This window comes from Streptomyces sp. NPDC006294 (assembly GCF_042870895.1).
GTDB lineage: Bacteria > Actinomycetota > Actinomycetes > Streptomycetales > Streptomycetaceae > Streptomyces.
This window is the reverse complement of sequence record NZ_JBIAHV010000006.1, coordinates 379,526-390,473: the sequence shown is the minus strand read 5'-3', so window position 1 is coordinate 390,473 and position 10,948 is coordinate 379,526. Positions and strand designations below refer to the sequence as shown.

The 10,948-nt window shown below is 71.9% G+C and carries 17 protein-coding genes and 1 pseudogene; 9 read left to right on the top strand and 9 right to left on the bottom strand.

Going from position 1 to position 10,948, the window contains the following annotated elements:
- Positions 1 to 86 precede the first annotated feature (86 nt).
- On the bottom strand, positions 87 to 788 hold the full coding sequence (locus ACFYOP_RS13550) for a Crp/Fnr family transcriptional regulator (RefSeq protein ID WP_356899654.1): 702 nt from the start codon (positions 786 to 788) through the stop codon (positions 87 to 89).
- A gap of 176 nt (positions 789 to 964) precedes the next feature.
- Positions 965 to 1,450, bottom strand: a complete 486-nt coding sequence (locus ACFYOP_RS13545) for a hypothetical protein (RefSeq protein ID WP_356899653.1) — start codon at positions 1,448 to 1,450, stop codon at positions 965 to 967.
- Positions 1,451 to 1,714: 264 nt separating this feature from the next.
- On the opposite strand from ACFYOP_RS13545, the gene ACFYOP_RS13540 reads away from it, so the two are divergent.
- Together ACFYOP_RS13540 and ACFYOP_RS13535 are read left to right on the top strand one after the other, a co-directional pair.
- Entirely contained in the window at positions 1,715 to 2,044 is a 330-nt protein-coding gene (locus ACFYOP_RS13540; protein ID WP_356899652.1) for a TfoX/Sxy family protein, read from the top strand.
- Between the two features lie 35 nt (positions 2,045 to 2,079).
- Positions 2,080 to 2,448, top strand: a complete 369-nt coding sequence (locus ACFYOP_RS13535) for a hypothetical protein (RefSeq protein WP_356899651.1) — start codon at positions 2,080 to 2,082, stop codon at positions 2,446 to 2,448.
- A gap of 18 nt (positions 2,449 to 2,466) precedes the next feature.
- Here the strand turns inward: ACFYOP_RS13535 and ACFYOP_RS13530 are convergent, their stop codons facing one another.
- Positions 2,467 to 2,652: a hypothetical protein gene (locus tag ACFYOP_RS13530; RefSeq protein ID WP_356899650.1), complete on the bottom strand. Its 186-nt coding sequence runs from the start codon at positions 2,650 to 2,652 to the stop codon at positions 2,467 to 2,469.
- A gap of 248 nt (positions 2,653 to 2,900) precedes the next feature.
- Between ACFYOP_RS13530 and ACFYOP_RS13525 the strand changes: the two genes are divergently transcribed.
- From ACFYOP_RS13525 to ACFYOP_RS13515, 3 genes and pseudogenes are all read left to right on the top strand, one after another.
- A complete protein-coding gene (locus tag ACFYOP_RS13525; RefSeq protein WP_356899649.1) occupies positions 2,901 to 4,241 on the top strand; it encodes a potassium transporter TrkG in 1,341 nt (446 codons plus the stop codon).
- Positions 4,234 to 4,923, top strand: coding sequence for a TrkA family potassium uptake protein (locus ACFYOP_RS13520; RefSeq protein ID WP_356899648.1), 690 nt, complete (start codon positions 4,234 to 4,236; stop codon positions 4,921 to 4,923). Before ACFYOP_RS13525 ends, ACFYOP_RS13520 begins: the two co-directional genes overlap by 8 nt.
- Before the next feature lie 234 nt (positions 4,924 to 5,157).
- Positions 5,158 to 5,389: pseudogene (locus ACFYOP_RS13515) on the top strand (LD-carboxypeptidase); the annotation flags it as partial.
- 327 nt (positions 5,390 to 5,716) lie between these two features.
- Here ACFYOP_RS13515 and ACFYOP_RS13510 read toward each other — a convergent pair.
- Together ACFYOP_RS13510 and ACFYOP_RS13505 are read right to left on the bottom strand one after the other, a co-directional pair.
- Entirely contained in the window at positions 5,717 to 6,172 is a 456-nt protein-coding gene (locus ACFYOP_RS13510; RefSeq protein WP_388451482.1) for a DUF6098 family protein, read from the bottom strand.
- Positions 6,173 to 6,203: 31 nt separating this feature from the next.
- On the bottom strand, positions 6,204 to 6,431 hold the full coding sequence (locus ACFYOP_RS13505) for a DUF5133 domain-containing protein (protein WP_356899647.1): 228 nt from the start codon (positions 6,429 to 6,431) through the stop codon (positions 6,204 to 6,206).
- 216 nt (positions 6,432 to 6,647) lie between these two features.
- On the opposite strand from ACFYOP_RS13505, the gene ACFYOP_RS13500 reads away from it, so the two are divergent.
- Positions 6,648 to 7,001 (top strand): hypothetical protein, encoded by a 354-nt coding sequence (locus ACFYOP_RS13500; RefSeq protein WP_356899646.1) that lies wholly within the window; start codon positions 6,648 to 6,650, stop codon positions 6,999 to 7,001.
- 47 nt (positions 7,002 to 7,048) lie between these two features.
- On the opposite strand, the gene ACFYOP_RS13495 is transcribed toward ACFYOP_RS13500, so the two are convergent.
- Both ACFYOP_RS13495 and ACFYOP_RS13490 read right to left on the bottom strand, forming a co-directional pair.
- Complete coding sequence (locus ACFYOP_RS13495) at positions 7,049 to 7,297, bottom strand: hypothetical protein (protein WP_356899645.1); 249 nt, start codon at positions 7,295 to 7,297, stop codon at positions 7,049 to 7,051.
- 102 nt (positions 7,298 to 7,399) lie between these two features.
- Positions 7,400 to 7,588: a DUF2795 domain-containing protein gene (locus tag ACFYOP_RS13490; RefSeq protein ID WP_356899644.1), complete on the bottom strand. Its 189-nt coding sequence runs from the start codon at positions 7,586 to 7,588 to the stop codon at positions 7,400 to 7,402.
- A gap of 224 nt (positions 7,589 to 7,812) precedes the next feature.
- Here ACFYOP_RS13490 and ACFYOP_RS13485 point away from each other — a divergent pair, with 224 nt between their 5' ends.
- Together ACFYOP_RS13485 and ACFYOP_RS13480 are read left to right on the top strand one after the other, a co-directional pair.
- Positions 7,813 to 8,688, top strand: coding sequence for a glycosyltransferase (locus ACFYOP_RS13485; RefSeq protein WP_356899643.1), 876 nt, complete (start codon positions 7,813 to 7,815; stop codon positions 8,686 to 8,688).
- Positions 8,685 to 9,581, top strand: coding sequence for a glycosyltransferase (locus ACFYOP_RS13480; protein ID WP_356899642.1), 897 nt, complete (start codon positions 8,685 to 8,687; stop codon positions 9,579 to 9,581). The genes ACFYOP_RS13485 and ACFYOP_RS13480 overlap by 4 nt, the downstream gene beginning before the upstream one ends.
- 71 nt (positions 9,582 to 9,652) lie before the next feature.
- Here the strand turns inward: ACFYOP_RS13480 and ACFYOP_RS13475 are convergent, their stop codons facing one another.
- Entirely contained in the window at positions 9,653 to 9,970 is a 318-nt protein-coding gene (locus tag ACFYOP_RS13475; protein ID WP_356899641.1) for a DUF2795 domain-containing protein, read from the bottom strand.
- 43 nt (positions 9,971 to 10,013) lie between these two features.
- On the bottom strand, positions 10,014 to 10,202 hold the full coding sequence (locus ACFYOP_RS13470; protein ID WP_356899640.1) for a hypothetical protein: 189 nt from the start codon (positions 10,200 to 10,202) through the stop codon (positions 10,014 to 10,016).
- A gap of 122 nt (positions 10,203 to 10,324) precedes the next feature.
- On the opposite strand from ACFYOP_RS13470, the gene ACFYOP_RS13465 reads away from it, so the two are divergent.
- Positions 10,325 to 10,777 carry a YbhB/YbcL family Raf kinase inhibitor-like protein gene (locus tag ACFYOP_RS13465; RefSeq protein WP_356899639.1) on the top strand — a complete coding sequence of 151 codons (453 nt, stop codon included), beginning with the start codon at positions 10,325 to 10,327 and terminating at the stop codon, positions 10,775 to 10,777.
- Positions 10,778 to 10,948 lie beyond the last annotated feature (171 nt).

Sequence of the window (10,948 nt, the reverse complement as noted above, 5' to 3'; positions counted from 1 at the left end):
CGCGTCAACGTCATATGGGCTCTGATCCGTGACCGACGACGCTACGAAGTGACACCGCCGGTGACGGCGACCGCTTGACAACAACATTAGGAAGCGTGGTCCGCGAGCCGCTCGGGGTCGAGGACGGTGATGCGCCCCCGGGCGAGCCGGATCAACTGCCGGTCGGTGAAGTCGCGCAGGACCTTGGTGGTGGTCTCCCGCGACGTGCCGGCCAGGGCGGCGATCTGCTGATGGGTGAGGGCGATCTGCTGGCTCCGGGCTCCCAGTACGCGGGGCCGGGTGTCGGCGGCCAGCGTCAGCAAGGTGGTGGCGATGCGCTGCGGCACGGACTTGAAGACGCTGTCGGACAGGCGCCGTTCGAGGTCGGTCAGCCGGCGGCCGAGGATCTCGGTGATACGGGCGGAGATCCGGGCATCGGCCAGCAGGAAGCGGCGCACGTCGGCGCGGCTCATGACGCAGACGGTGACGTCGTCGAGGGCTTCGGCGAAGTTGTCGTACATCCGCTGCCCCAGCAGCACCATCTCGCCGAAGATGGTGCCCGGGCTGATGATCGCGCAGGTCAGCGCGCGGCCGTCGGCGGAGACCCGGAAGATGCGGACGCGGCCCTTCTTGAGGATGAACAGGACTTCGGAGGCCTGGGCCGGTGAGTACAGCAGCTCGCCCGCGCCGTAGGTCTTCATCGGGGCGGCGGCCGAGATGGCGTCCATCTCCGTCTCGCTCAGGTCACGGAAGATGTCGACCTCGGAGACGCACCACGTCTTCTCGTCGTCGTCACCGGAGTGGTCCATACCGTGTGGCTCCTCGCGTCGTCCCGGTGCCCAGGGCGGAGGCGCGGCACCCCATGCCGGGCCGGCCAGCGCGCCCGCGCTGCCGGGCAGACAGTAGTCGTCCGGGGTGCCGAGCACAGGATCAGCACCCCGGAACGGTGAGCCGGGACCGGGTGTCGACGCCGACGGTACCGGCGTCATCCCGCGGCCCGGCCGGTCCGCGTGCCCGCCATCCGGGCAATGGACGAGAAAGCGGCTCCGGCCAGCAGACCGAAGACGAGGTGGGCGCCGAGGCTGGACGCCGTGACGTCGTTCCACTCGAAGACGGGCATGCCCATGTTGGCCGGCATGATCCACAGAGCGCCGACGATCCACCACACGGCGCCGTAGACGAGGCCGAGGACGACGGCGGGAGCCAGACGCTGCGCGAACTGCCCGAGCAGTACGCCGAAGGTGATGCCGGCGAACAGCGCGATGGCCAGGTGGATCAGCCACCCCGCGAAGGCGTTGGTGGAGCCGAGGAGACCGGCGACCATCGTGATCATCGCGGTGTCCATCAGGGGCCGGGACACCGACATCCAGATGCCCATACCGATGCCGCCGACCAGTCCTGCCGCGGCGCCCCAGCCGGCATGGAGCGGAACGGCCGCGGCCTTGGGGGATACATGTGCTGCAGTGGTCATGGTGGTCGTCCCTTCCCGTCGCGGGGGTGTTTCCCGCTCTCGCCGCCGACGCTAGGCCGCGTGACAGGGCCAGGTATGTGACCGCCCTTACCTACGCGCCGGTAGACCGGCAGGCTTGACCCGTGCCGCGTGCGGGGCGGTGCGGGGTGCGGGTCCGCTTGCCTGCGGGCGAGCCCGATGCCTGGATGGAGCGGTGCTCACAATGGGGAGCAGGTGCACGGACTCCCGCAGTGCACACACCTCCGTCACGAGGCGAGGTCTGTCATGACGTACGACGAAGGACTGGCCGAACGGATCCGTGCCCGGCTGGGCGGTGATGCGGCGATCGCCGAGAAGCGCATGTTCGGGGGTCTGGCGTTCCTGCACGAGGGGAACATGGCGGTGGGGGTCATCGGTGAGGCCCTGATGGTGCGGGTGGGACCCGACGCCACCGACGCCGCCCTCGCCCGGCCGGGGGCACGTGCCTTCGACTTCACCGGCCGTCCCATGCGCGGCTGGGTCGTCGTCGCCGCGTCCGCCCTGGCCGAGGACGAGGCTCTCGACGCCTGGATCGACCAGGGCCACGCGTTCGCCGCGGGCCTCCCACCCAAGTAGCCGCGGACGGCCGACGAAGAACCGGAAGGTGCGAAATGGACCAGGACCAGCAGACGACGCAGCCACGGATCACGGTACTGACCGTCCCCGACTGCCCGAACGCCCAAGTGGCACGCCACCGCATCGCCGGCGCCCTGAACGGCCGGGACGTGCCGGTGGAGTGGGTCGAGGTGTCCGACGAGGCGGGAGCCGCCGAGTGGCGGATGACCGGCTCACCGACGGTACTGGTCGACGGCGCCGACCCGTTCGCCGCGCCGGGCGCCCGGCCCAGCGTGTCCTGCCGGCTCTACCGCCACGCCGACGGCACGACCGACGGTGCGCCGGCCGTGGCCGAGCTGCGCGAGGCCCTGGCCCGCGCCGGCCTGCCCGCGGCGACCGGCACCGGCCGCCCCGGCCCCGCCTGAGGAGGCGCAGCGCCTCCCTCACCCGTCACCCGAGGGGCGTCCGGGGCGGTAGATCATCTCGATCAGAAACGCGACGATCACCATCCATACGCCGATCCCGAGGAGCCACACCGACTCGGCGAGGAAGCCGCAGGCGAGCACCGCCGTCGCGATGAGCGTGAGCGCCAGCACAGTACGCCGGACGCCGCGGTCGTTGTCAGCCATCGTCGCCACTTCCCCCGGACGCCCGGGCACCGGTCTGCCGAGGTCATCGCTGCCGCGGGCGGCCGGCGCGAATCGGTCACGCGGTAACGGTAGGGCCCGGCCGGCGCCGTGGGCGGGACCGCGCGTCAGGGCTGCGTATAGGAGTGCGGCGCTCGCGTATGGAAGGCGTCAGGACCCTGATTCGGTGGCTATGGTCGTCCCGTGCGAGTGATCGAAATGTACCCGGGCGGCATCGTGGAGTCGCGGTGGTGAACCCGCGGTTGCCCCGCCCCCGGCATCCGGCTCAGGTCGTCGTGGCCGGATTCGCCACGGCGATCCTGGTGGGCACCGGCCTGTTGATGCTTCCCGCGGCCAGGAGCGGCCCCGGCGCCGCGAACCTGCTCGAGGCGCTGTTCACCTCGGTGTCGGCGGTCTGCGTGACGGGGCTGGTCGTGGTCGACACTCCCACGTACTGGAGCGGGTTCGGGCAGGTCGTCATCCTGTGCCTCATCCAGCTCGGCGGGCTGGGCATCATGACGTTCGCCTCCCTGCTCGTGGTGCTCGTCTCCCGCCGGATGGGGCTGCGCGCGCGGCTGACAGCGGCGGCCGAGACCAAGACGCTGGGGCTGGGCGAGGTCCGGTCGGTCGTCGCCGGTGTGGTCAAGGTCAGTCTGCTGCTGGAAGCGGTCACGGCGCTGGCGCTGGCACTGCGTTTCGGCCTCGGCTACGACACCTCGTGGCCGCGGGCGTTGCGGCTGGGCGTCTTCCACGCGGTCTCGGCGTTCAACAACGCCGGCTTCGCCCTGTACTCGGACAGCCTGATGGGTTTCGTCACCGACCCGTGGATCTGCCTGCCGATCGCGGCCGCCGTCATCGCCGGCGGTCTGGGCTTCCCGGTCCTGTTCGAGCTGCGACGACGCTGGCGCAGGCCGCGGGCCTGGTCGCTGCACACCAAGATCGTGGTGTGGGCCAGTTGCGTCTTCCTCGTCGGCGGCAGTGTGTTCATCACCGCGCTCGAATGGACCAACCCGGCGACCCTGGGCCCGCTGGACACGCAGGGCAAGCTGCTGGCGGGCTTCTTCCAGGGCGTCATGCCCCGTACGGCGGGCTTCAACAGCGTCGACACCGGTCAGATGAACCCGGCGAGCTGGCTGGGCATGGACGTCCTGATGTTCGTCGGCGGGGCCAGCGCGGGCACGGCCGGCGGCATCAAGGTCACCACGTTCGCCGTGCTCTTCTTCGTCATATACGCGGAGGTGCGCGGCGAGAGCGCGGTCAACATCTTCCACCGGCGCCTGCACGGCGACACCCAGCGCCAGGCGCTGACGGTCGTCCTGCTCGCCGTGGCCGCCGTCGTGGGCTCCACGGTGGTCTTCATGGTGTTCACCGACTTCAATCTCGACCGGTCCCTGTTCGAGGTCGTCTCCGCGTTCGCCACCGTCGGACTGTCCACCGGCATCACGGCCGACCTGCCCGCCACCGAACAGATCCTGCTGACCGCGCTGATGTTCATCGGCCGGCTCGGGCCCATCACCGTGGCCTCCGCTCTGGCCCTGCGCCAGCGCGTCCGCTTGTACGACCTTCCCGAGGAGCGACCCGTCATTGGCTAGGAACCGCAGTCCCAGAGCACGCCGCATCGCCCAGAGCGATTCCGTCGTGGTCATCGGCCTGGGCCGCTTCGGACGAGCGCTGGCCCTCGAACTCGTCGACGAGCACACCGAAGTCCTCGGCATCGACGAGGACGCCGAACTCGTCCAGCAGCTCTCGGGCTCCCTCACCCACGTGGTGCGCGCGGACTCCACCAAGGAGGACGCACTGCGTCAGCTGGCCGTCCACGAGTTCAACCGTGCCGTCGTCGCCATCGGCACCGACCTGGAGGCCAGCATCCTGACCGCCTCCCTGCTGGTGTCCTTCGGTATCGAGGACGTCTGGGCCAAGGCCATCAGCGAGGCCCACGGCCGCATCCTCACCCAGATCGGGGTCCACCACGTCGTGTACCCCGAGCACGACATGGGCCAGCGCGTCGCCCACCTGGTCCGCGGCCGCATGCTCGACTACATCGAGTTCGAGGACGACTTCGCCATGGTCAAGACCGACCCGCCCACGGAAGTCATCGGCAAACGCCTCGCCGACAGCACCGTCCGCAGCCGCTACGGCGTGACCGTCGTCGCCATCAAACGCCCCGGCGAGGGCTTCACGTACGCCACCGCCGACACCGTCGTCCGCGCCGACGACACCATCATCGTCGCCGGCCGCACCCGCCAGACGGAACGCTTCAGCGAACTCCAATGACCCGTCCGGCGGGCCGCGACTCCGGGCCGACGCGGCACGGCCTCGGCTCGCCGGCCGACCGCGGTGTGTTGTGAACTCCCGCCGCGCCACACCCCGTTCCGGAGGCGTGCGTACGTCCGAGGCGTGCCGGAACTCGTTGTGGCGGTACCGGCGTGCCGGGCCAGAATCCGGCTCATGGCAGTCCGATACCCGCGCCCCCTGCGTCCTGGTGACCGCGTCGGCATGACCGCTCAGCGGCTGGCCGGCTTCTTCGACACGGCGAACGCGGTCCTCGTCGGGCGGACCTCGGCATCCGACGCCGAATCGCTCACCCGGCACGAGGCCGTGCGCGACGCACGGGGACCGCTGGGTGTGCCGATCGTCGGCGACGTGGAGTGCGGACACGCCGTACCTGCCGATCGTCAACGGAGCGCACGGACGAGTGGTACACACCTCGACCCGCGGCGAGCTGACGCAGACGCTGGACCGACGCCGCGCGCCGGACACCCCCTTCGTCCCCCCGCGGCCCTCCCCCCACAGCCCCGGCCAGGCGTGTCCCGGATCACACCGCCTGGCACGGAATGGGCGGAACACCCGAAAGAGGTTGACCGTTCACCTATACGTGGCTGCGGAGGGGACAGTGTCCCCGGGCCTCACCGATAGCCCATGGGGAAGATTGTTCGGCTGAAGCCCCATGGAGCCACTCGCCGAGAGGCGACCACCCTCCGCCGCCACCACCTACCGCCCCGGCTGGTTTCCCCCGACCGGTCGGGGCTCCTTCGTGTCGTGGGGCTTGCGGACCGGCACACGGGCCTCAGGCGGCGCCGTCGCGGTCCATGGGGCCCCAGTCGCCGGACTGGGACGTGACCACCTCGGTGGCCTCGGCGATGACGTGGCTCGCGATCCAGCCGAGAGGCTCGACGTCCTTCACGAGGGGTTCGTTGTCGGGACCGCGGGCCGCCTCGGTGCCGTGCAGGACCCACGGCCGGGTGCCGGAGCCCTTGACGCGGGGCAGATGGCAGTAGTCGTGCAGCCGCCGCGCGACCCAGACGTGCGGGGGACGCTCGCCCCACCACTCCTCCATGTCGAGCGGGCTGGCCGACAGTCCCGGCAGCGGAACACCGGTCAGGTCATCGGTGCTCGACACGTCCCGCAGGTCCTGCTCCGGTCCGCGCGACCAGCGCACATAGAGACCTCGTCGGCCGGTGACCAGCCTGGCGAGTGTGTCCAGGCTGTCGAAGACCGGCATCGTCTGCGATGACTTGGTCATGGTCCATTGATGGCTCTGCCCGCCGCGCGGGTCAAGCGGGAAGCAGGGAGTCGTCCTCGGGCCGGGCCCCGGGCAACCGGTGGCGGGCCGCGATCAGGGCGGCGTCGACGTCGCGTGTGCCGGTGGACACGCACAGTGTGTACGCGATGTCGTCCATCCGCTGCCGCACCTCCGCGCTGCCGTTCTCGGCGTGCAGGATGCGCAACGTGTCGTACTGCTCGACAAGGTTCCGCAGAACCGCGGGGTGAGCCATCAACATCAGCCGTCTCCTTCCGTCCCGGAACTCTCGAACGCCGTCTGCCGACCCGCCTACCCCAGAGCTCCCTCCCCATACGCACAGCTCCGGTCCCTGCCGTCCTGTCGCACGACTACCGGGACGCGTGCGCCACTCGGTGCGGCAGGGACGCATCTCGGGCCCTCCCCCGGGCACGTCTCCTCCAGCGGAGCCCAACGGCGAGCTCGATCGGAGGCCGTGATGCTGTCCCACGTGCTGGAGTGCGGTGTTCTCGTCGTCACCGTCCACCAAGACCCCGGCGCCGCCCGCCGGACCGAGCTCGCCACCCGTATCTGCAGCCTGGTGGGGGCCTACAGACCGGCCCCGGTCGTGATCATCCTTGCCGACCCGGCCGCCACCAGCGCTTCGGTGGCCGCGGTCCTGCGCGCGCACCGCCTGTGCGGCCGTCTCGGCACGCTGATGTCCGTCGCGACCCACCGCGCCCCGGCCCGCCGCCTGCTCGAGGCGGACGCCGACATCGGCAGCCCCCGCCTGGTCATCCACCCCCGCATCGACATCGCCATCAGCGCGGCCACCACCGCGGCGGCGGCCTGACGGACCTGCCCGGGCCCCTGGCCCTGCCGAGCAGGCCGCCGCGGCCCTCAGGCTCCGAGTTTGCCGACGGCGTCACGCAACGATGCCGCCAGCCGGGTGACGTCGTCCTGCGCGGGTGACGAGGTGCCCAGCCGGTCGACGAGCTCCGCCCGCGACACCAGCACGGCCGCGCCGCGGAAGGCGTCGCTGTCCAGCTCGGCCGGGCCGGCCACCCGCCCCTTGCCTGCCAGCACGACCAGGGCGGCGTCGTCCTCGGTGGAGTCCAGCAGTTCCCGCACCAGAGCCTCGTCGATCACCACACTGTCCTTCCCGCGACGCCGGGCCGGCCGAGCCGGCCGGACGGCCGTGTCACCGGCCTTCGGCCGGTGGCCGCTGTCCCCGCGTGGTCGCTCCCGCGGTCACTCCTTGCTCACTTCCTTGTTCACCTCGGCCGGCGAGTCGTAACTCTTCTCCGGCAGGGCATCGAGCGCTTTCATGATCTTCTGATCGGCGCCGTGCTGCTTCGCCTGGTCCAGGATCTGCTTCTTGTCGGCGGGGTAGCCGACGCCGCCGAGGGCCTTCTGCAATTCGATCGGGTTCACGTCCATGGGAAGACGGCTACCCGCGCCGGGCCCGGAACCGCACCACGTGCCGCCACGTACACACCGATGGCCGCCATGGACCGCCGGCGTGTACCGGATGAAACACCGACGTGTCGCAGGACGGCGGCTGGGCACCTGCAGCAAGGTAGCGGGAGGCCCGGCCATGGCCGACGGAGAGAAAGGGCGGCGACGGCCGGGGAAAGTGCGACCGTTCGTGGAGGTCCTGCCGTATGAGCGTCCAGCCCCGCACCAGCGTCGTCGTCATCACCCGTGACCGGCGGGACCAACTCCTGCGGACCCTCGATCACCTGGTCGCGCTGCCGGAACGCCCCGTGGTGATCGTCGTCGACAACGGGTCGCGCGACGGCACCGCCGAGGCGGTCCGCCGCCACCACCCGGACCACGTGCTCCTCACCCCGGGCCGCAACCTCGGCGCGCTCGGACGCAATCTCGGCGTGCGCCGTGCCACGACGCCTTACGTGGCGTTCAGCGACGACGACTCGTGGTGGGAGCCGGGCTCGATCACCGCCGCGGAGGACCTGCTCGACGCGTATCCGCGGCTGGGGCTGCTCGCCGCCCGGATCCGGGTCGGTACGGAGGGCGGCACCGATCCCCTCAACGCCGCGCTGGCCGGCTCCCCCCTCGCCCAGGCGCCGGACCTGCCCGGCCGGCCGGTGCTCGGCTTCCTGGCGTGCGGAGCCGTGGCCCGGCGCGAGGCATTCCTCGACGCCGGCGGCTACCACCCCGTGCTGTTCTTCGGCGGCGAGGAGACACTGCTCGCGTACGACCTGTCCGCCCGTGGGTGGGGCGTCTGCCACGTTCCCGAACTGGTCGCCGTGCACTGCCCGACCCGCGGGGTGCGCGCGGGCCGGCCGGCCGTGATGCTCCGTAACGCCGCGCTGACCGCGTGGCTGCGCCGCCCGGTGCCGGTGGCCGTGCGGCACACCGCCGCACTGGTCGGCGCGGCGCGCCACGATCCCGACGCACGCAGGGAACTGGGCCACCTGCTGCGCAGACTGCCCGCCGCGCTCAGGGCCCGCGATCCGCTCCCGGCCGGCGTGGAGAGCGCGGCACGGCAACTCGATCTGCAGGGGGCCCGGCCGTGACCGGTGTACGCACCACCGTGGTCGTGATCACCCACAACCGCCGCGACGAGCTGCTGCGCACCCTCGGCGAACTGGCGCGGCTGCCGGAGCGGCCGCCGGTGATCGTGACCGACAACGCCTCGACCGACGGCACCGCCGAAGCGGTCCGCCGGCTGTACCCGGACGTACTGCTCCTCACGCCCGGCCGCAATCTCGGCGCCGTGGGCCGCAACCTCGCCGTGCGGCACGTGCGCACGCCGTACGTCGCCTTCTGCGACGACGACTGCTGGTGGGAGCCGGGGTCCATCGCGCGGGGGCAGGAGCTGCTGGACCGCCATGAGCGCCTGGCCGCGGTGACCGCCCGTATCGTCGTGGAGCCGGGCGGCACGGAGGATCCCATCGTGGCCGAACTGCGCGACTCGCCGCTCACAGGCCCCACGTGGCTCCCCGGACCCGCGTTGGGTTCCTTCCTGGCGGGCGCCACCGTGCTGCGGACCGACGCGTTCGAGGCGGCGGGCGGATTCAGCGAGCGGCTGTGGCTGGGCGGCGAGGAAGAACTGCTGGCCACGGACCTCACGGCGCTCGGCTGGTGGCTCTGCTACGAGGAGAGCATGACCGTGCACCACGCGCCCTCGAAGGCGCGTGACGCCACGACGCGGCGGATCGACGGTCTGCGCAACACACTCTGGTTCTGCTGGCTGCGCCGCCCGGTGCCGTCCGCGCTCCGCCGCACACTGTTCCTCGCCCGGACGGTCCCCCGCGACCGCGCGTCGCTGCGCGCCTTCGGCGCGGCGCTCGCGGGCCTTCCCTGGGTGATCCGTGAAAGGCGCGTCGTGCCGCCCGCGGTAGAACAGCGCCTGATGCTCCTCGAGAGAGTGCAACGGCGCTCGACTGCCCGCCGGTACGTCGGCTGATCCGGCACAGCGGTCCCCGGCCCCGGGCGTCGGCGGCCGGGGCCGGGGGCGTGCATCGGTCCGCCGGGGAGTCAGTCCCCCAGCTCCTCCTGGAGCGGGGTCTTCGGTGCGTCGCGAAGATGCTGAGACATGCCCGGCTTGCCGCCCTGGCGTGCCTGCTCCGCGCGTTGGGCAGCGGTGAGCCCCAGGTCGGAATCGGCGTCCACCCTCACGGAGCGGGCCACATCGTCCTGGTTGCCGTACTCCTCCGGCGGAATGCCCCGCAGCGCCTTCAGCACCTCCTCCGAGGCGGAGGACCTGCGCGCCGCATCGAGGAGGTCCTCCTTCGCGGCCGGAAAGTCGACGTCCTTGATCGCCGACAGCACGGCCGGGACATCTGTGTGAGCCATGGCCATCTCCTTCGGATCGATCGGGATGCGTGCCGGGGGCCGGCTACGACTCGTAGTCCTCCGGCTTGACCCCCGCCTCCTCCATCGCTTCGCGCATGGTGCGGCCCGAAGCGTCGGGGGCTTCCCGCTCGGCCTCTTCCCTGTTCCTGTTCTCTTCCTCCATCTTCTCCGGACGGGTGATCACGTCGTCGGTCGTGCCGGTCTTGGGCCGGTTCTCCTCGGGTACGGTCATCTCTCTCATTCCTCGGGTACGCAGGCGGTTCGCCGCCCGGGTACCCGGGCGGCCAGGTGCCGAACACGCGACGGCACGACACCCGGCGTGCGGGCCGCGCGGGCGTGCGGTACGGCTGGGGCATGGCTGGAATCGAACTCAACAGTGCGGCGTTCAGCGACCATGCGCTGATCCCGCAGCGCTACGCACGTGACGGCGAAGACGTCTCTCCGCCGCTGACCTGGTCCGGGGTGCCCGACGGCACCGCCGAACTGCTCCTGTTGTGCGAGGATCCAGACGCGCCCAGCGGCACCTTCGTCCACTGGCTCGTCACCGGCATCGACCCGGCCGACGGCACGGTGGACGCCGGACAGGTGCCGGCGGGCGGCACGGAGCGGACCAACGGCTACGGCGACGCGCGCTGGGGCGGCCCCCAGCCGCCCGTCGGCGACGAGGCGCACCGGTACTTCTTCCGCCTGTACGCCCTGCCTGCGCCGGCGGACCTCCCCGACGGAGCGACCGCCGACGACGTCCACCGGGCGGTGGACAGGCAGCAGCTCGCCGGCGGCACCATCGTCGGCCTGTACCAGCGCTGACCACACCGTTCATCCGAACGGCCGTACGCGGGCGCGGGGGGGGGGGGGGGCGCCCCCGCGGGCCCCCCCCCCCCCCCCCCCCCCCCCCCCCCCCCCGCGCCCCCCCCCCGGGGGGCGGCCCCCCCCCCCGGGGGCCCCGCCCCGCCGGGGGACGGGGCCCCGGGGAGGCGC